The 18,895-nt window shown below is 72.2% G+C and carries 16 protein-coding genes, 1 tRNA gene and 1 other RNA gene; 12 read left to right on the forward strand and 6 right to left on the reverse strand.

The window, feature by feature from the left end; all coding sequences use genetic code 11:
- Positions 1–94: 94 nt before the first annotated feature.
- A complete protein-coding gene (gene aceE / locus DS079_RS05095; protein ID WP_126985425.1) occupies positions 95–2,842 on the reverse strand; it encodes a pyruvate dehydrogenase (acetyl-transferring), homodimeric type in 2,748 nt (915 codons plus the stop codon).
- Between the two features lie 307 nt (positions 2,843–3,149).
- Between aceE and DS079_RS05100 the strand changes: the two genes are divergently transcribed.
- Both DS079_RS05100 and DS079_RS05105 read left to right on the forward strand, forming a co-directional pair.
- Positions 3,150–3,569, forward strand: a complete 420-nt coding sequence (locus DS079_RS05100; protein WP_126985427.1) for a DUF3052 domain-containing protein — start codon at positions 3,150–3,152, stop codon at positions 3,567–3,569.
- A gap of 107 nt (positions 3,570–3,676) precedes the next feature.
- A tRNA-Val gene (locus tag DS079_RS05105) sits at positions 3,677–3,750 on the forward strand.
- Positions 3,751–4,021: 271 nt separating this feature from the next.
- Here the strand turns inward: DS079_RS05105 and DS079_RS05110 are convergent.
- Positions 4,022–4,264 carry a hypothetical protein gene (locus tag DS079_RS05110; protein WP_053915700.1) on the reverse strand — a complete coding sequence of 81 codons (243 nt, stop codon included), beginning with the start codon at positions 4,262–4,264 and terminating at the stop codon, positions 4,022–4,024.
- Positions 4,265–4,380: 116 nt separating this feature from the next.
- On the opposite strand from DS079_RS05110, the gene DS079_RS05115 reads away from it, so the two are divergent.
- The 3 genes from DS079_RS05115 to DS079_RS05125 are packed head-to-tail and all read left to right on the forward strand — an operon-like array spanning position 4,381 to position 6,991.
- Entirely contained in the window at positions 4,381–5,658 is a 1,278-nt protein-coding gene (locus tag DS079_RS05115) for an aminotransferase class V-fold PLP-dependent enzyme (protein ID WP_126985429.1), read from the forward strand.
- A complete protein-coding gene (gene sufU, locus DS079_RS05120; protein WP_010551644.1) occupies positions 5,655–6,113 on the forward strand; it encodes a Fe-S cluster assembly sulfur transfer protein SufU in 459 nt (152 codons plus the stop codon). Before DS079_RS05115 ends, sufU begins: the two co-directional genes overlap by 4 nt.
- Positions 6,114–6,118: 5 nt before the next feature.
- Positions 6,119–6,991 (forward strand): Nif3-like dinuclear metal center hexameric protein, encoded by an 873-nt coding sequence (locus tag DS079_RS05125; protein WP_241237553.1) that lies wholly within the window; start codon positions 6,119–6,121, stop codon positions 6,989–6,991.
- A gap of 126 nt (positions 6,992–7,117) precedes the next feature.
- On the opposite strand, the gene yaaA is transcribed toward DS079_RS05125, so the two are convergent.
- Entirely contained in the window at positions 7,118–7,918 is an 801-nt protein-coding gene (gene yaaA, locus DS079_RS05130) for a peroxide stress protein YaaA (RefSeq protein ID WP_126985433.1), read from the reverse strand.
- Between the two features lie 127 nt (positions 7,919–8,045).
- Here yaaA and rnpB point away from each other — a divergent pair.
- Positions 8,046–8,406, forward strand: an RNA gene (rnpB, locus tag DS079_RS05135) — RNase P RNA component class A.
- A gap of 138 nt (positions 8,407–8,544) precedes the next feature.
- Here the strand turns inward: rnpB and ppgK are convergent.
- On the reverse strand, positions 8,545–9,345 hold the full coding sequence (gene ppgK / locus DS079_RS05140; RefSeq protein ID WP_126985435.1) for a polyphosphate--glucose phosphotransferase: 801 nt from the start codon (positions 9,343–9,345) through the stop codon (positions 8,545–8,547).
- Positions 9,346–9,533: 188 nt separating this feature from the next.
- Positions 9,534–10,421, reverse strand: coding sequence for a type I methionyl aminopeptidase (map, locus tag DS079_RS05145; RefSeq protein ID WP_053915705.1), 888 nt, complete (start codon positions 10,419–10,421; stop codon positions 9,534–9,536).
- 37 nt (positions 10,422–10,458) lie between these two features.
- Here map and DS079_RS05150 point away from each other — a divergent pair, with 37 nt between their 5' ends.
- Complete coding sequence (locus DS079_RS05150) at positions 10,459–10,644, forward strand: SPOR domain-containing protein (protein ID WP_126985437.1); 186 nt, start codon at positions 10,459–10,461, stop codon at positions 10,642–10,644.
- A 77-nt stretch (positions 10,645–10,721) separates the two neighbouring features.
- On the opposite strand, the gene panB is transcribed toward DS079_RS05150, so the two are convergent.
- On the reverse strand, positions 10,722–11,552 hold the full coding sequence (panB, locus tag DS079_RS05155) for a 3-methyl-2-oxobutanoate hydroxymethyltransferase (protein ID WP_126985439.1): 831 nt from the start codon (positions 11,550–11,552) through the stop codon (positions 10,722–10,724).
- 156 nt (positions 11,553–11,708) lie between these two features.
- On the opposite strand from panB, the gene DS079_RS17355 reads away from it, so the two are divergent.
- From DS079_RS17355 to DS079_RS05180, 5 genes are all read left to right on the forward strand, one after another.
- Complete coding sequence (locus tag DS079_RS17355; RefSeq protein ID WP_126985441.1) at positions 11,709–12,236, forward strand: hypothetical protein; 528 nt, start codon at positions 11,709–11,711, stop codon at positions 12,234–12,236.
- Positions 12,237–12,661: 425 nt separating this feature from the next.
- The gene (locus DS079_RS17360; RefSeq protein WP_241237554.1) at positions 12,662–13,045 is read left to right on the forward strand and encodes a hypothetical protein; all 384 of its coding nucleotides are present in this window, start codon (positions 12,662–12,664) and stop codon (positions 13,043–13,045) included.
- A gap of 127 nt (positions 13,046–13,172) precedes the next feature.
- Positions 13,173–14,510: a glutamine synthetase family protein gene (locus DS079_RS05170; protein WP_126985443.1), complete on the forward strand. Its 1,338-nt coding sequence runs from the start codon at positions 13,173–13,175 to the stop codon at positions 14,508–14,510.
- 10 nt (positions 14,511–14,520) lie between these two features.
- Positions 14,521–17,724, forward strand: coding sequence for a bifunctional [glutamine synthetase] adenylyltransferase/[glutamine synthetase]-adenylyl-L-tyrosine phosphorylase (locus tag DS079_RS05175; RefSeq protein ID WP_126985445.1), 3,204 nt, complete (start codon positions 14,521–14,523; stop codon positions 17,722–17,724).
- A gap of 138 nt (positions 17,725–17,862) precedes the next feature.
- Positions 17,863–18,780, forward strand: coding sequence for a PD-(D/E)XK nuclease family protein (locus tag DS079_RS05180; RefSeq protein WP_126985447.1), 918 nt, complete (start codon positions 17,863–17,865; stop codon positions 18,778–18,780).
- Positions 18,781–18,895 lie beyond the last annotated feature (115 nt).

The raw sequence follows: 18,895 nt of genomic DNA on the forward strand, positions 1-18,895 counted from the left end.
GGACGGCCCGCTCGTGGGACGAGACGGGCCGCGGAGAGGGGGAGAGCGGCCGTCGGGCCGCCCCTCGCACGGAGGAGCGGCCCGACGGGGGTGATCAGGACTCGCCGCCGAACGAGCCGGACTCGCCGGCGTTCACGTTCGTCAGGTCGTACTTGTCGATGGCCTGGCGGACGACCGAGGGGTCGACCTTGCCGTCGCGGGCGAGCATCTGCAGCGTCTTGACGACCATCGAGTGGGCGTCGATCTTCAGATGGCGGCGGGCGGCCGGGCGGGTGTCGGAGAAGCCCCAGCCGTCGGCGCCGAGCACGCCGTAGCGGCCCGGGATCCACTCGCGGATCATGTCCGGGACCATGAAGTCGTAGTCCGAGGTGGCCACGAACGGGCCCTCGACGCCCTCGAGGCGCTGCGAGATCCACGGGGTGCGCGGGGACTCGGGGTTCAGGAGGTTGTGCTTCTCGGCCTCCTGGGCCTCCTTGCGCAGCTCCGTCCACGAGGTCACCGACCACACGCTGGCGCGCACGCCCCAGTCCTGCTCGAGCAGCTCGCGGGCGTGCTTGGCCCACGGGACGCCCACGCCGGAGGCGAGCAGCTGCGCGACCGGGCCGTCGCCCTCGGGCGCCTGGTCGAGGAGATACATGCCCTTGAGCAGGCCCTCCACGTCCAGGTCCTCGGGCTCGGCCGGCTGCACCATCGGCTCGTTGTAGACGGTGATGTAGTAGAAGACCTCCTGCAGGCGGTCGTCCTCGCCGTACATGCGCTTCAGACCGTCGCGGATGATGTGCCCGAGCTCGTAGCCGTAGGTCGGGTCGTAGATCACCGCGCCGGGGTTGGTCGAGGCGAGGACGGGGGAGTGGCCGTCCATGTGCTGGAGGCCCTCGCCCGCGAGCGTCGTCTTGCCGGCGGTCGCGCCGATGACGAAGCCCTTGGCCATCTGGTCGCCGGCGGCCCAGAAGAAGTCGCCGGTGCGCTGGAACCCGAACATCGAGTAGAAGATGTAGAACGGGATCATCGGGTAGTCGTGCGTGGCGTACGAGGTGCCCGCCGCGGTGAAGGCCGCGGTCGAGGAGATCTCGTTGATGCCCATGTGCTTGATCTGGCCGGAGGTCGACTCCTTGTAGGCCAGCAGCAGGTCACGGTCCACCGAGAGGTAGTTCTGCCCGTCCGGGTTGTAGATCTTCGCCGTCGGGAACAGCGAGTCCATGCCGAAGGTGCGGGCCTCGTCGGGCACGATCGGGACCCAGCGCTTGCCGGTCTCCTTGTCGCGCATGAGGTCCTTGAGCAGGCGCACGAGCGCCATCGTCGAGGCGATCTCCTGCTTGCCGGAGCCGCGCCGGACGACCTCGTAGGCCTTGTCGCCCGGCAGCTCGAGCGCCTTGTGCTCGGTGCTGCGGGAGGGGACCGGGCCGCCGAGCGCCTCGCGGTGCTGCTTGAGGTACTGCATGACCGGGGAGTCGTCGCCCGGCAGGTAGAACGGCGCGTCGTAGACGCTGCCGGACTCGAGCTGCTCGTCGGAGATCGGGATGCGCAGGGTGTCGCGCAGCGCCTTGAGGTCCTCGATCGTGAACTTCTTCATCTGGTGGGTCGCGTTGCGACCGGCGAAGTTCGAGCCCAGGCGGTAGCCCTTGATGGTGTGGGCGAGGATGACGGTCGGCTTGCCGTTCTTCAGCGTCATCGCCTGCTGGAAGGCGGCGTAGATCTTCTTGGCGTCGTGGCCGCCGCGGTTGAGCTTCCACCAGATGTCGTCGTCGGAGAGGTCCTCGACGAGCGCCTTCGTGCGCGGGTCGCGGCCGAAGAAGTTGTCGCGGATGAACGCGCCGTTCTCCGCGCGGTAGGTCTGGTAGTCGCCGTCCGGGGTCGCGTTCATCAGGTCGATGAGCGCGCCGTCGGTGGACTCCTGGAGCAGCGGGTCCCAGCCCGAGCCCCAGATCACCTTGACGACGTTCCAGCCCGCACCGCGGAACTGGCTCTCGAGCTCCTGGATGATCTTGCCGTTGCCGCGGACCGGGCCGTCCAGGCGCTGCAGGTTGCAGTTGATGACGAAGGTGAGGTTGTCCAGGTGCTCCTTCGCGGCGATGTGGAGCGCGCCGCGGGACTCGACCTCGTCCATCTCGCCGTCGCCGAGGAACGCCCAGGTGTGCTGCTCGGAGGTGTCCTTGAGGCCGCGGTTGTGCAGGTAGCGGTCGAAGGAGGCCTGCTCGATCGCGTTGACCGGGCCGATGCCCATGGAGACCGTCGGGAACTCCCAGAAGTCCTGCATCGCCCGCGGGTGCGGGTAGGAGGGCATGCCGTGCTCGGAGGAGACCTCCTGGCGGAAGCCGTCGAGGTCCTCCTGGCCGAGGCGGCCCATCGCGAAGGCGCGGGCGTAGATGCCGGGGGAGGCATGTCCCTGGAAGAAGACGTGGTCGCCGCCGCCGGGGTGGCTGCGCCCGCGGAAGAAGTGGTTGAAGCCCACCTCGTACATCGTGGCGATGGAGGCGTAGGAGGAGAGGTGCCCGCCGACGGAGACGCCGGGGCGCTGGGCGCGATGGACGACCATCGCCGCGTTCCAGCGGTTGATGTTGCGCAGCTCCTTCTCGAGCTCGACGTCACCGGGGTACTCGGGCTGCTGATCCGCGGGGATCGTGTTCACGTAGTCCGTGGTGAGCGAGTCCGGCAGGTGCAGGTCCTCGTCACGAGCGTGCTGGATCAGGCTCTGCATCACCTCGGAGGCGCGGTCGACGCCGCGGTGCTCGACGAGTCCGTCGAACGAGTCGAGCCACTCCCGGGTCTCCTCCGGGTCCGGATCCTGCGCGTGGCTCGGCAGGTTGATGCCGATGGGACGAGGGGTCTCGTGCGAAGTCACACTGTCCTTCTCTCTACCGGAGTCGATGGACCGGCCGCGGGAGCTGAAGAACGCCGGTGGGCCCGGCTCCTGTCGGCCTCGGTTCCGTCCAGACTACCGTCGTGCGACGCGCCGAGGACCTTCACAGACCCTCCTCATCTGTGACGCTCGGGACATTGCCGCCTGCACCGGGACCGACGTCCTGCGCCGGGAATGCAGGAGAGTGCGCCGTGGCATAGAATCGGCGCGCGCAGCACTCGCGGTGGGCCCGTGCGGGTCGATCGGAATGCTGCGCTCGCACTGACACCACGTCCTGAGGAGTTCTTTCTTGTCACCGTCGGCCGACGCCCCCACGCCCAGCGCCATCGCCGAGGCGCTGAACCTCACCACGGGTCAGATCGTGCAGGAGATCGGCTACGACGACGACGTGGACCACGATCTCCGCGACGCGATCGAGGACCTGATCGGTGAGGAGATGGAGGACGAGGACACCCAGGAGATCGTCGACGCCGTGGTGCTGTGGTGGCGCGACGATGACGGCGACCTCACCGACGCCCTCGTCGACACGCTGCGCAACATCGAGGCGGGCGCCCCTGTGTGGCTCCTCACGCCGAAGGCCGGCCGGCCCGGGCATGTCGCCCCGGGCGAGGTGCAGGAGAGCGCCGAGATCGCGGGCCTGCGTGTGATGAGCTCGCTGTCGCTGGCCGCCGACTGGACCGGCACCCGCCTGGCCAGCCGCACCAACTGACCGCCACCACCGACGGGGCACCCCGTCACGGCGGGGACACCCCGCGCTGACGGGGCAGTCCCCGTTCCGGCGGGGTCGCTCCGCTTCGACGGGGGAGACCCCGTTCCGGGTCGTTAGCTCAGCTGGTCAGAGCGTCTGGTTTACACCCAGAAGGTCGGGGGTTCGAGCCCCTCACGACCCACCCAAAGAGAGGCCCCTGACCTGCACTGACAGTGCTGGGTCGGGGGCTTTGGCACGGAGTGGAGCACAGTCCGAGCACGACTCCCGCGACCCTTGTGGCCGTGCTGAGCCCCGGCGCACACGCCCCGTCGTCGCCGCCCGGCCGTCCCTGCACCGAGTGGCGTACTCCGACCGGTACTCCTCAGCAATACCGGTCGAAACACGCCACTCGGTCTGCGTCCGCTTCCGTCGCGGGGCCGACGCGGGCGGCCGGCGCGCGAAGGGCCGCAGCCTCAGCGGCTGACCCAGTACGCCAGCACCAGCACCACGGGCACGGCCACGACGAGGCATCCCCAGGTAATGGCGCTGCGGCGGTCGCGCTCCTTCTCCTCGGGGGTTCGTTCGCGCGGCTCGGGACGGCCGTCCCGCTCCCACTTCTCGCGCTCCTCGCGCCGGCGCACCAGCATGCGGCCGATGATGACGATGAGGGAGACCGCGATGGACACACCGATCGCGGCGAGGATCAGGGTCTCCACGGGCACCTCCGGGGTCGCGGTCGAGCGGACTGTGCACAGGGTCTCACGGCCCCGCCTCCGGAACCTGGGCGTTCCTATACTGGCCGGACCGCCATCGACCACAGGAGGCCCCGCAGGTGAGCGCAGCGACCAGACCCTTCGACGTCGACGCGATCAGGGCCGACTTCCCGATCCTGCAGCGGATGCTCGACCCCGAGACCCCGATGATCTACCTCGACGGCGGCGCCACCTCGCAGCGCCCCCAGCAGGTCATCGATGCGGAGGTCGCCTATCTCACCCATGACCACGCCGCGGTCAAGCGGGGCGCGCATCGCATGGCGGGGGCTGCGACCGACGCCTACGAGGACTCCCGGGAGCGGCTCGCCGCCTTCCTCGGCGCCCCCTCCGCGCAGGAGATCGTCTTCACGAAGAACGCGACCGAGGCGCTGAACCTCGTCGCCCGCTCCCTCGGCGACGGCGACACCTCCACCCCCGAGCGCCTGCGGGTGCGCGAGGGCGACGAGATCCTCGTGACCGAGATGGAGCACCACGCGAACCTCGTCCCGTGGCAGGAGCTGGCCCGCCGCACCGGCGCGAGGCTGCGCTGGATCCCCATGGCCGAGGACTTCACCCTCGACCTCACGGACCTCGACTCGCTGCTCACCGAGCGCACGAAGGTCCTCGCGTTCACGCACCAGTCCAACGTGCTCGGCACGGTCAACCCCGTCGGCCGGCTCGTCGAGGCGGCGCGCGCGGTCGGCGCGCTGACCGTGCTGGACGCCGCCCAGTCCGCGCCGCACATGCCCTTCGACCTCGCCGCGCTGGGCGTCGACTTCGCGGCCCTGTCCGGGCACAAGATGCTCGGCCCCACCGGGATCGGCGCGCTCTGGGGCCGCTACGAGCTGCTCGAGGCGATGCCGCCCTTCCTCACCGGCGGATCCATGATCGAGACGGTGACGATGGAGGCCAGCACCTTCGCCGAGCCGCCCGCCCGCTTCGAGGCCGGCACCCCGCCGATCTCCCAGGCCGTCGGCCTCGCCGCCGCCTGCGACTATCTCGATGCGCTCGGCATGGAGCAGATCGCCGCGCACGAGCAGGCTCTCACCCTGCGCGCGATCGACGGGCTCTCCGGGATCGACGGGGTGCGGATCATCGGCCCGGCCGCCTCCCCGCAGCGCACCGGAGCAGTCGCCTTCGGCGTCGCCGGCCGCCACCCGCACGACGTCGGCCAGGTGCTGGACTCCTACGGCATCGAGGTGCGGGTGGGCCACCACTGCGCCTGGCCCCTGCACCGCCGCTTCGGGCTCCACGGCACCACCCGCGCGTCCTTCTCCGTCCACACCACCGACGCCGAGGTCGACGCGCTCGTCGACGGCGTCGCCCGCACCGTCGAGTTCTTCGGAGCCCTCTCATGAGCACCCATCTCTCCGCGCTCTACACCGAGCTCGTGATCGAGCACGACAAGCGGCCCCTCCACGCCGGGCTGCGCGAGCCGTTCGAGGCCGAGGTCCACCACGTGAACCCCACCTGCGGCGACGAGATCACGCTGCGCCTGCATCTGTCCGAGGACGGCGCCGAGCGGATCGAGGACGTCTCCTACGACGCGGTCGGCTGTGCGATGAGCCGCGCCTCCGCCTCGATCATGGCCGATCTCCTGATCGGCCACGGCGTCGAGGAGGTGGAGCCGGTGCGCACCCACTTCGAGCAGGCGATCGGCTCCCGCGGACGGATCGAGGGTGACGAGGAGCTGATCGGCGACGGCGTCGCGCTGATGGGCGCGGCGAAGTTCCCCGCGCGGGTCAAGTGCGTGCTCATGCCGTGGAAGGCCTACCAGGCGGCGCTCGTCGAGACGCGGGCGCTGCGCGGATGAGCGCCATGAGCGCCCGGACCCCGGCGACCTCCGAGACCACCGTGACCGTCGGCGACGTCGTCGGCGTGCTCGAGGCCGCCTATCCGCTCGCCTGGGCGGAGGACTGGGACCGCGCTGGCCTCGTCCTCGGGGAGCGGGAGGCGCCGGTCTCCCGCGTGCTTCTGGCCGTGGACCCGACGCTCGCGGTCGCCCGCGAGGCGGTCGCCTCCGGCGCCGAGCTGCTGATCACCCACCATCCGCTGCTGCTGCGCGGGGCGAGCTTCCTGCCTGCCGACGACGGGAAGGGCGCGGTGGTCACCGACCTGCTGCGCGCCGGGACGGCGCTGTGGTGCGGGCACACCAACGTGGACCGCTCCACCCGCGGCACCGTCGGCGCCTGGCTGCGGGCGCTCGACCTGCAGGACCCCCGCCCGCTGCTGCCCGGTGACGAGGGGGAGGAGGCCGGTCACGGCTCCACCCGCTTCGGGCTCGGCGCCGTCGGCGAGCCGGCGACGCCCACCACCGTCGGCGGCCTCGCCGAGCAGATCACGGCCCTGGTCCCCGCGACCGCGCGCGGGATCCTGCACACGGGCGAGGCGGAGCGTCCCGTGCGCACCGTCGCCGTCTGCCCCGGGGCGGGCGACTCCTTCCTGGAGGCCGCCACGCGCAGCGGTGCCGACGTGTACATCACCTCCGACCTGCGCCACCACCCGGCGCTCGAGCACCTCGAGTCCGCGGCGGACCCCGCCGCCGTGCCGGCGCTGATCGACGTGCCGCACGCCGCGAGCGAGGCGCTGTGGCTCCCGCTCGCCCGCGAGCTGCTCACGGAGGCGCTGCCGAGCCTCGACGTGCAGATCACCGCGCAGGTCACCGACCCGTGGGGCGGCCGGGCCAGCTGAACCCGGTCGGGTAGGCCGAGCCCGGTCGGGTAGGCCGAACGCGACGGGGCCGCCCGAGAGCCGGGGCCGCGGCGCTCTGCCGGACCCGTGGACGCGGCCGGGCGGACCACGCCCGTCGAGGCGGCGTCAGTCGACCCGGTCGACCACGACGAGCCTGTCCCCGTCCAGCTCGACGCCGAGCCGGGAGCTGCCGCGCCCCGAGATCCCGGCGAGGCCCTCGCCGACGACGTCGACCAGCTCCTCCGCCGTGGCGGGCGCGGCCTCAGCCGCCAGCAGGACACGGGTCACCAGGCCCCGGTAGCGCTTCGCGTCATGGGAGATGACCTTGCGGACCCCGCCGCTCTCCTGCACCGGCGCGACCTCCAGCACCCGCACCCCGTCCCCGCTGCGCATCGCCATCATCGAGCGGTAGGAGCCCGAACGGCAGTCGACCACCAGCGGCGAGGACCCCGCGGCCTCCTCCTCGCGCAGCTGTGCGGCGATCGGCGTCAGCCGCGGCGCCCACCAGGAACCCGCCTTCCCCAGCCGCGAGAGCTGCGAGGAGGCGGAGAGACGGTAGGCGGGGATCCGGTCCCACCCGGCGTCGACCAGGCCCAGCAGGGCGCTCTGGACCAGCACGCGACGGTCGCCGGGGATCTCCGCGCCCGGCTCGAGCTGGTCGTAGAGCACCCCCGAGTACACGCCGAGCGGCGCGGCGGCGGGCTCCTGCTCGAGATGCAGCATGCGCCCGACGAGCTCGGGGGAGGAGGCCGGGACCCCCAGCCGGGAGGCGGCGTCGGACCCCGCGGCGGTGCGGTGCGCGGCTCGCAGCATCGTCCCGCGCGCCTCCCGCAGCGCCGGCAGCGCGAGCTCGTCGAGGTCGAGCGGACGATGCCCGACCTCGTTGGGCCGGGTCTTCGTCTCCGAGGGCGGCAGCAGGATCAGCATCAGAACATTCTCCGAGGTGGCAGGGCAGGGTCGAGGGAGGACGCCGCGAGAGCTTCGGCACGTCGGCGCGGGAGCCTGCTCACGGGGCAGGGGGAGGTGCAGGTGGGAGCGTAGACTGCCGGGCGGACCAGTCGGCCGGGCAGCCGCGTCCCCGCGGCTTGCGCCGCGGGGCCGAGGAAAGTCCGGGCTCCATCCGGCACGGTGGTGGGTAACGCCCACCCGGAGTGATCCGCGGGACAGTGCCACAGAGAGCAGACCGCCGCCGCGCCCTCGGGCGGGGCGGTAAGGGTGAAAGGGTGGTGTAAGAGACCACCGCGGTCTCGGTGACGAGACCGGCACGGTAAACCCCACCGGGAGCAAGGTCAGACAGGGAACGCATGAGGGCGCCGGCCCGAGTTCCCGGGTAGACCGCTGGAGGTCGTCGGCAACGGCGACCCGAGAGGGATGGCTGCCGATCACAGAACCCGGCTTACAGGCCGGCTGGTCCGCCCCGCGGGGCAACCCCGCGCGGGTCGCGCCCGACGGGCGCGGCGCCCGAGGGGAGCGCTCGCGACGGAATCCCCCGGCCGACGCGGCACTCCGGTCGACGGGGCACTCCGGCCGCGGGAAGGCCCCGGCCGACGGGCTCAGCTGCCGGCGTGGTGCTTGTCGTCCTTCTTCTTGCCCTTCCGCAGGGCCTTCTCCTCGCGATGGGCGAGCACCGCCGCGCCGATGATCCCGGCCTCGTTGCGCAGCTCGGCCGGCACGATCTCGGCCTCGAGGTCCAGCAGCGGCAGGAACTTCTGGTGCTTCTTCGAGACGCCGCCGCCGACGATGATGCGGGTGGGGCTGAAGAGGAACTCGATGTGGGAGAAGTACTCCTGGAGGCGACCGGCCCAGGTCTCCCAGTCCAGGTCCTCGCGCTCCTTGACGGAGGAGGCCATGTACTTCTCCGCGCTCTCCCCGTGCAGGAGCACGTGGCCGAGCTCGGTGTTGGGCACCAGGCGGCCGTCGACGAAGGTCGCGCTGCCCACGCCGGTGCCGAGGGTGAACACCTGCACCACGCCGGAGCTCTTCCGGCCCGCGCCGAACTCCATCTCGGCGATGCCAGCGGCGTCGGCGTCGTTGACCACGAACACGTCGTGGCCGGTGCGCTCGGTGAACAGGGCGTCCACGTCGGTGCCGACCCAGGACCTGTCCACGTTCGCGGCGGTCTTCGCCACGCCCTCCTGTATCACGGCCGGGAAGGTGACGCCGACGGGCATGTCCTCGGGGATGTCGAAGGAGCCGAGGAGCTCGGCGACGGTGTCCGCCACGGCCTCGGGGGTCGAGGGCTGCGGGGTCGGGATCCGCACCCGGTCGGCGGCGAGCTCGCCCTTGCCGAGGTGGACGGGCGCTCCCTTGATGCCGCTGCCGCCGATGTCGATCCCGAAGGCCTTCTTGCTCATCGTCTCTCCCTGGTCGTGCGGTGCGGGAAAGCCCCGCCCGGTGCCGGGGCACCGCCCTCGGCGCCCTCTCTCGGGCGCCCACGATACCCGGGCTGCGCAGGCACGCGACGGGGACGTCCGAGGACGGCCCCGCACGGCCGCCGGACCCCCGCGGCGGTCGGTCCGCGGGGTCCGGGAACGGACCGGTCTCAGACGACGGTGAGGAGCTCAGGGCCCGCGTCGGTGATGAGCATGGTGTGCTCGAACTGGGCCGAGTAGGAGCCGTCGCGGGTGACGACCGTCCAGCCGTCGTCCCACTGGTCCCAGGCCTGCGAGCCGAGCGTCACCATCGGCTCGATGGTGAAGGTCATGTTCTCCTCGATGACGTCGTCGAACATCGGCGCGGAGTCGTAGTGGGGGATGACCAGCCCGTTGTGGAAGCCCTCGGCGACGCCGTGGCCGGTGTAGTCGCGCACCGACTCCATGCCGTGGCGGGAGACGAACTTCTCGATGACGCGGCCGATCACGTTGACCTCGCGGCCGGGTCGAGCCGCCTTGATCCCGCGCAGCATCGCGTCGTGGGCGACCTCGACCAGCTCCTGGGCGCGCGGGGCGACGTCGCCGACGAGGAAGGTCGCGTTGCAGTCGCCGTGGACGCCGTGCAGGAAGGCGGTGACGTCGACGTTGAGGATGTCCCCGGACTGCATCACGGTCGAGTCGGGGATGCCGTGGCAGATGACCTCGTTCAGGCTCGTGCAGCAGGACTTCTCGAAGCCGAGATAGCCGAGCGTGGAGGGGTAGGCGCCGTTCTCGAGCAGCACGTCGTGGACCACCGCGTCGATGTGGTCGGTGGTGACGCCGGGCTGCGCGGCCTCGCCGGCGGCCTGGAGGGCGAGCGCTGCGACGCGGGACGCCTCGCGCACGCGGGCGATCACGTCGGCGCTCTGCACGAACGGACCCGTGTCCGAGACCGCCTCGTCCTTGCCCACGTACTCGGGGCGCTCGATGCTCGCGGGCACGGGCCGACGGGGGCTGAGGGTTCCGGGCACCAGCAGCGCGCGCCCCTCGGGACGGATCCAATCCTGCTCTACAGTCATGTCCACCAGTCTCTCACCGACAGCGAAGGAGACCGACGTGACCGAGGGCACGCAGTACTACTACAACCTGAGCACCGGCGCGGTCGAGGAGGGGGCGCAGTCCCCGGCCACCGAGCGGATGGGCCCCTACGCCACGCGCGAGGAGGCCGAGCGCGCGCTGAGCATCGCCGCGAAGCGCAACCAGGAGTGGGAGCAGGACGACGAGGAGTGGGAGGAGGGTTGAGCCCTCGTCCACGCGGGCTGACCGCTCCCGCGTGAGGGCCGGCCGTTCCCGCGCGGGCGGCCGGCCCGTCGGTCCCGTCAGTCGAAGGAGTGCTCGGCCCCCGGGTAGCTGCGCTCCTCGACCTCGGTGCGATAGGCGGTCGCGGCGCCGAGCAGCTCGCCGCGCAGGTCCGCGAAGGCCTTGACGAACTTCCCCCGGAAGCCGGACAGGCCCGCCATGTCCTGCCACACGAGCACCTGGCCGTCGCAGCCGGCCCCGGCGCCGATCCCGATCGTGGGCACCCGCAGTGCGGCGGTGACCTCGGCGGCGACGCGGGCCGGCACGAGCTCGAGCACCATCGCGCTGACCCCGGCCTCCTGGATCGCGAGCGCGTCGGCGAGCATCTCCTTCGCCGCCTGCTCGTCGCGGCCCTGGACCCGGTGCCCGGAGTGGGCGTTGACGGACTGGGGCGTGAAGCCGAGGTGCCCGATCACGGGGATGCCCGCGGCGACGAGCGCCTCGATCTGGGGGACGACCTCGGCGCCGCCCTCGAGCTTGACCGCCTCGGCGCCCGCGCGCACCAGCTCGATGCCGTGCAGCACCGCATCCCGCGGCCCGGTCTCGTAGGTGCCGAAGGCGAGGTCGGCGACGATCAGCGGGCGGGTGACGCTGCGGGCGACGGCCGCGGTGAACACGAGCATGTCCGCATGCGTGGTCGAGGTGGTCGAGGAGTGGCCGAGCACGGTGGTGCCCACGGAGTCGCCGATCAGCAGGGTCTCGATCCCGGCCTCCTCGAAGACGCGGGCGGAGAACTGGTCGTAGGCGGTCAGCATCGCGAAGGGGCGGCCCTGCTCCTTGGCCTGCTGGAGGTGGCGCAGCCGGAGCTTCGCCGGAGCGGCAGGGACGGCGGCGGGGGACTGAGTGCTCACAGCGGGCTCCTGGACGGGGACGGGGATCCGGCGCTCCAGCCTAGCGCCGTCCGCGTCGCCCCGGGGCGACCGGTTCCCGCCGGTCAGGTGCGGTGCGGGCCCCGCATGTGCCACCCTTGGAGCGTCGTGCGCAGACGTCGCCGAGAAGAGGTCACCATGGAACCGCATCCCCTGCGCGGCCCCGTCCGTCGGATCGCCGCCTGTGCCTCCGCCCTCGCACTCGCGCTCGGCGCCGCTGCCTGCACTGGCGGGGACGACGAGCAGCCCGCCCCGGAGACCCCCAGCGCGTCGCCGAGCTCCTCGGCCGACGCCGCCCCGGAGGCGAGCGACGGCGGCGAGGTCACCGAGCCGGACCTCGCCGCGGCGACCGACCGCTTCCTCGGCTTCCTCGGTGTGATCGACGATCAGGACTGGGAGGCCGCGTGCGGCTACGTGCTCGACCCGGGCACCGCCGCCGCCCCCGAGGGTGAGCGCCTGCAGCAGTGCGCCGACGGGGCGCGGGGCGCCATGGCGGACTACGAGGAGATGCTGGAGCCGGGCGTGTTCGACCAGCTGGACGCCTCGATGGTCCAGGCCGAGCCCGCCGACGACGGCACCATCTCGCTGAGCCTGCTCGAGCAGCCCGTGGAGGTCCCGATGACCCGCGGCGACGACGGGCAGTGGTACCTCTCGATCCCGTTCTGATCCCTGCCCCGCTGGCTGCGGTCACGGAGATGGGGAGTTCTCCCCAGCGACAGCGGCGCCCTTCCCGTGTCACTCCTCTCTGGTCAAGGGAATGGCCCCGACATCGAGGGAGGACAGGACCATGAACTCGATCATGCGCAGGACCGTCAGGGGAACGGCCACCGGGCTGGGCGCCCTCGCGCTCATCGCAGGGGCGTCGGCCTGCGGCGCGATCGGTGATCTCACAGGCGGAGGCGAGGGAGGCGACGACCCCTCGGCCGAGCAGCCCGCCCCGGAGGGCGAGGAGTCCGAGGGCGGGGAGTCCGAGGGCGGGGAGTCCGAGGGCGGGGAGTCCGAGGGCAGCGAGTCCGAGGGCGCCGGGAGCGAGGGCGCCGAGGGTTCCGAGAGCGAGGGCTCCGAGGGTGAGTCCGAGTCGACCGAGGGCGATGACGCCGCCGGGGGGGTCCGACGGCGAGCCCGTCTCCGAGGAGGACCTCACCGCCGCGGGGGACCGGGCCTTCGAGTTCGTCAAGGCCGCCGCCACCGGGGACGCCGAGACCGCGTGCTCGCTGGCCATGGACCCCACCACCGGAAGCGGCATGTCCGGTTCGAACCTGGAGTCCTGGGTCGCGGGCTTCGAGGAGAGCGCAGAGGAGGCGGGCACGGAGTTCGATCCGTCGGTCGCCGATGCCCTCGACCGCTCGATGGTGGAGACCAGCGACAACGGCGACGGGACGGTGGCCGTCAGCTTCATGGGCGAGGATGCGGGCATCTCGATGGTGCAGGGCGAGGACGGCAAGTGGTACGTCGATTCCGCCGGGCTGATCTGAGCAGTTCGGATCCGCGTCCAGCGACGCGCCCGCCATGCGCCCCGGCCTCCGCAGGAGACCGGGGCGCATCCCGTCCGGGGGAGCCCGGAGCCCGCACCGCGCCGGGGACCTGAGGCAGACTTACCCCATGGGACATCTCCATGACGACGTCATCCGCACCGTCTCCGACAAGGACGTGCGGTTCATCCGGCTGTGGTTCAGCGACATCGCGGGGACGCTGAAGTCGATCGCGATCTCGCCGGCGGACCTCGAGATCGCCTTCACCGAGGGCATCGGCATCGACGGCTCCACGATCGAGGGCCTCACCCGCAGCTACGAGTCCGACATGATCCTGCGCCCGGACCCCGCGACCTTCGAGCTGCTGGCCTGGCGCGGCGAGACCAACGCGACCGGCCGCATGATGTGCGACGTCCTCACCCCCGACGGCGAGCCCGCGGCCTCCGATCCGCGCCGCGTGCTGAAGGATGCCCTCGCCCGCGCGGAGGAGAAGGGGCTGGAGTTCTACACCCATCCCGAGATCGAGTTCTACCTCTTCGAGCAGCCCTACGAGGAGGGGTCCCCGCTGCGGCCGGTGGACCAGGCCGGCTACTTCGACCACGTCCACCGCGGCCAGGGCCAGGACTTCCGCCGCTCCGCCATCCAGCACCTGGAGGCGATGAACATCCAGGTCGAGTTCTCCCATCACGAGAACGGTCCGGGTCAGAACGAGATCGACCTGCGCTACGCCGACGCGCTCACCACGGCCGACAACATCGTCACCCTTCGCACCGTGGTCAAGGAGGTGGCGCTGTCGATGGGGCAGGTCGCCTCGTTCATGCCCAAGCCGATGATCGACCAGCCCGGATCCGGCATGCACACCCACCTCTCCCTCTTCCAGGGCGGGAAGAACGCCTTCCACGAGCCGGGCGCCGAGTACGGCCTCTCCCGCACCGGTCGCCAGTTCATCGCCGGGCTGCTGCGCCACGCCCCGGAGTACGTGGCGGTGACGAACCAGTGGGTGAACTCCTACAAGCGGCTCTGGGGCGCGCAGGAGGCGCCGAGCTACATCTGCTGGGGCCACAACAATCGCTCCGCGCTGGTGCGCGTCCCCTTCCACAAGCCCACCAAGACCACCTCCTCCCGGGTCGAGTTCCGGGGACTGGACTCCTCGGCGAATCCCTATCTCGCCTTCGCGGTGCTGCTCGCGGCCGGGATGGCCGGGGTCGAGGGCGGCTACGAGCTGCCCGAGGGCGCGGAGGACGCGGTCTGGGAGCTCACCGAGCGGGAGCGCCGCGCGATGGGCATCGAGCCGCTGCCCACCGACCTGTTCCGCGCCCTGGAGGTCTTCGAGGGCTCCGAGCTGATGGCGGACACGCTCGGCGAGCAGGTCTTCGAGTACTTCCTCCGCGACAAGCGCGAGGAGTGGCACCGCTATCGCGAACAGGTGACCGACCACGAGCTCCGCTCGACCTTCAGCCGTGTCTGACGGGGACGCCATGGACGCCGCGACACCGCCCGAGGAGCACGGCTCCCCGGAGCAGGAAGCACCGACCGCACCGACTGCGCCGTCGTCCGAGCCCGCACCGCCCGAGCAGCCCGCTGCGGGCGAGGAACCGGCGACCACCACCGGTGCCCTCGCCCGGCTCGGCTTCAGCCGCACCGACCGCGTCAGCCGCTTCCTCTCCGAACCGGCGCTGCGAGGTCTCGGCGACGGGGCCGCGGAGGCCCTCGGCGCGACGGCCGACGGGGACGACGCCGTCCTCGGCCTGCTGCGCCTGGCGGAGTCCGCCCGGGAGGCCGGACAGGACGCCCTGCTCGAGGAGTTCCTCGCCGGGGTGGGCACCGCCGGCACCCCGGGGCACCGGCTGATCCGCCTGCTCGGCGTCTCGGTCGCGCTCGGCGACGTGCTCGCCCGCCACCCCGGGCGCCTGGGGCTCCTGCGCGAGGGGGACGACGAGCTCGCGGTCCCCGCCGCCGCGGTGCGCGAGGCGCTGCTCGAGGCCGTCGGCGCCGATGCGTCGGCCGAGGTGCCCGTGGCGGGCTCCGGCGGCCGCGAGGAGAGGGATGCGCTGCGCGCCGCCTACCACCTTCGCCTGGCCCAGATCGCCGCGGCCGACGCCGTCGCCGTCGACCCCGCCGCCCTCCAGCCCCGCGTCTCCGTCGCGATCAGCGACCTCGCCGACGCCGCCCTCGAGGCGGCCTCCGCGATCGCCCGCGCCACCGTGGAGGGGCACGAGCAGGTGCGCTGGTCCGTGATCGCGATGGGCAAGACCGGCGCGCGGGAGCTCAACTACATCTCCGACGTCGACGTCATGCACGTCGTCGCCCCCGCGCACGAGGGGTGCGAGGAGGAGGACGTGATCACGATCGGGGCCGCGCTGGCGAGGGAGCTCGCCCGCGCCTGCTCCGAGCGCACCGCCGAGGGATCGCTGTGGCAGGTGGACGCGAACCTGCGCCCGGAGGGCAAGGACGGCCCGCTGGTGCGCACCCTGGACTCCTATCGCCGCTACTACACCGAATGGGCGAAGTCCTGGGAGTTCCAGGCGCTGCTGAAGGCCCGCGCCGCCGCCGGCGACCGTGAGCTCGGCGCCGCCTACGAGGAGATGGTCGCACCGTGGGTGTGGCAGGCCTCGACCCGCGAGGGCTTCGTCGAGGACACCCGGGCGATGCGCCGACGCGTCGTCGCGCACATCCCGCGCGCCGAGGTGGACCGCAACATCAAGCTCGGCCCCGGCGGGCTGCGGGACGTCGAGTTCACCGTCCAGCTGCTGCAGATGGTGCACGGCCGCGCCGACGAGCAGCTCCAGGGCCGCTCGACCCTCGACTCCCTCGCCCGGCTCGGCGAGGGCGGCTACATCTCCCGCACCCATGTCGCCGAGATGGATGAGGCCTACCGCTTCCTGCGCTGCGTCGAGCACCGCCTCCAGCTGCACCGCCTGCGCCGCACCCAGGTGCTGCCCACCGCCGCCTCGGACCTGCGCCGCCTCTCCCGCAGCCTGGGCCTGAGCACCGACGAGTTCGCGAAGCGCTACCAGCGCACCCGGCGACGCGTCCGCCAGCTGCACGAGGAGATCTTCTACCGGCCGCTGCTGCTGACCGCCTCGCAGCTGTCCGACGGGGAGATCGCGCTGAGCGCCGAGGACGCGCAGGCGCGCCTGGCCGCGATCGGCTACCGCGACCCCGGCCGGGCGCTCGCGCACATCTCCTCCCTCACCGAGGGGATCTCCCGCCGCGCCAGGATCCAGCGCCAGCTGCTCCCGGCGATGCTCGAATGGTTCGCCGACGGGATCGATCCGGACCTGGGCCTGCTCGCCTTCCGCCGCCTCTCCGACGAGATCGGCTCCGCCCACTGGTACATGGGGCTGCTGCGCGACTCGGGGCTCGCTGCGAAGCGCCTGACCAGGGTGCTGGCCGCGAGCAGGTACGTCGGCGAGGAGCTTGAGCGGATCCCGGAGGCGGTGCGCTGGTTGGCCCGCGACGAGCAGCTGCGCCCCCTGTCCCGCGACGTGCTGGGCCGGGAGTTTCTCGCCGTCATCACCCGCGTGGACACCGTCGAGGAGGCGCGGGACGTGCTGCGCCGCACCCGAAGCCGCGAGCTGCTGCGGATCGCGCTCGCCCATCTCACGGACGTCGCCTCCGCCGCGGAGGTCGCCTGTGCCCTCACCGACCTCGCCGAGGCGGTGCTCGAGGCCGGGCTGCTGGTCGCCTATCACGTCGTGGCCCGCGAGCGGAAGGTCGTCGGCGAGGAGGCCGAGCCGCTGGACGGCGTCGACGAGGTCGACGAGACCACCGCTCAGGAGCTGCGCGAGCGACGCTCGGATCCTGCGCGGGCGCTCGGCGTGGAACTGGCGATCATCGCCCAGGGCAGCTTCGGCGCTCGGGAGATGGGCTACTCCTCCGACGCGGACGTGCAGTTCATCGCCGTGGACCGAGGCGCCGGCAGCGACACCGTCGAGATCACGAACGCCGTCGCCACCCAGATCCAGAAGATCCTCAACGCCCCCGTCGCCCGCTCCGACATGAAGGTCAGCGCCGATCTGCGCCCCGAGGGGAAGGTCGGCCCGCTCACCCGCACCGCCGAGTCCTGGATCGACTACCTCCGCCGGGACGCCGAGACCTGGGAGAAGCAGGCGCTGCTGCGGGCCCGCGTGGTCGTCTCCTCCGAGGCCCTCGGCGAGCGGCTGACCGAGGAGATGGACCGCCACCGCTATCCCGGAGGGGGGCTGGAGGAGCAGGACCGTCGGGCGATCACGCGCATGAAGGCACGGGTGGAGTCCGAGCGTCTGCCCCGCAACGCCGACCCCTCCCGCCATCTCAAGCTCGGACGCGGCGGGATGACCGACGTCGAATGGTGCACGCAGCTGCTCGCCCTCGAGCACGGCCACGAGGTCGAGGGCCTGCGCACCACCTCGACCCTCGCCCAGCTCGAGGCCGCGGCCGCCGCCGAGCTGCTCGAGGGACGCGAGGCCGAGGAGCTGCGGGCCGCCTGGACGCTCGCCTGGCAGCTGCGGCGCGGGCTGTTCCTGTGGAAGGGGCGCGAGGGGGAGGTGCTCCCCAGCGATCGGAACGACCTGCGGGCCCTGGCCCTGCTGATCGACGGCGAGGACGCGACCGCGGCGGAGCTCGAGGACCGCTACCTCAAGGTCACCCGCCGCTCCCGCACCCTCGCCGAGCAGATCATCTTCGGCGAGGACGGCTGAGCCGACCCGCCGACGTGAGACGCGCCCGCCCCCGGCGCGTCGGCCCCTCCCGGACAGGCCTGGGGCGGCCGAGCGCGTACCGTGGGAGGCTGTCCGCCCGCGTCGCCCCGCGCGACCCCCGCACCCCTCCGAGGACCGATGACCACCCCCTCCCTGAGCGCAGACACTCCGCGCGGCCGCATGTACCGCCTCGAGCCCGAGGGCCCGCTGATGTACCCCTCGATCACCACCGTGACGGGGATGCGCGCCAAGGACTTCCTGCAGGGCTGGTACGCGACCATGGCCTCGAAGCGGGCGCTGGACATGTACGCCTGGCTCGAGCGGAACCCCGACCGCGCCGCGTCGGAGATCTCCCGCGTCACCCGCGACCGCTGGGGCACCCAGAAGAAGATCGCCGCCGCCGCTTCGGAGCACACCGCCGCCGCCTCGGACTTCGGCACCCTGGTCCACTCCGCCTGCGAGGACTGGGGCACCAGCGGCACACGGCCCGACGCCGACCACATCGGCGGGATCATCGAGCGGATGCGCACCGGCTCCGGCGCCTTCGCGACGGAGAAGGACCTCCGCGGCCTCGTCGCCCGTGCCGAGGTGCGACTGGACGGCTACGGCCGCTTCCTGGACGACTTCCAGCCCGAGTTCGTGGAGGTCGAGCAGACGGTCGTGAACCACTCCGTCGGCTACGCCGGCACCACCGATGCGATCGTGAGGATCGGGAACACGCTGCTCAGCGCCGACATCAAGACCTCGAAGAAGGTGCGCGGCGACTACGCGCTGCAGGGGGTGGCCGTGTGCCGTGCCGAGCTGCTGCTCGACGACGACGGCTCCACCCGCGAGATGCCGGAGCTGACCGGAGCGTTCATCATCCATCTCCCCGAGGCGGGCGGCTACCAGGCCGTGCCGCTGAGGACGGGGGAGGAGGAGTTCGAGGTGTTCCGGGCGCTGCGCGCGGCATGGTCCTTCGAGCCCGACGAGTGCGCGCTCGAGCCCGCCGCCGACCCCAAGGGCCTCGTGCTCTCGCTGCTGCGCACCAAGGGCGGGCTCGACGCCCTGGGCTGAGCACTTCACGCCCTCCGACTCCGCGCGCCGGTCCCTTCGGGGCCGGCGCGTTCGCATCTCCGGGCGAAGAGCCCCTAGCCCTGCATTGAACACACGTATAGGGTGTTGAACGTCA

It is taken from the genome of Brachybacterium paraconglomeratum, assembly GCF_003994255.1.
Lineage (GTDB): Bacteria > Actinomycetota > Actinomycetes > Actinomycetales > Dermabacteraceae > Brachybacterium > Brachybacterium conglomeratum.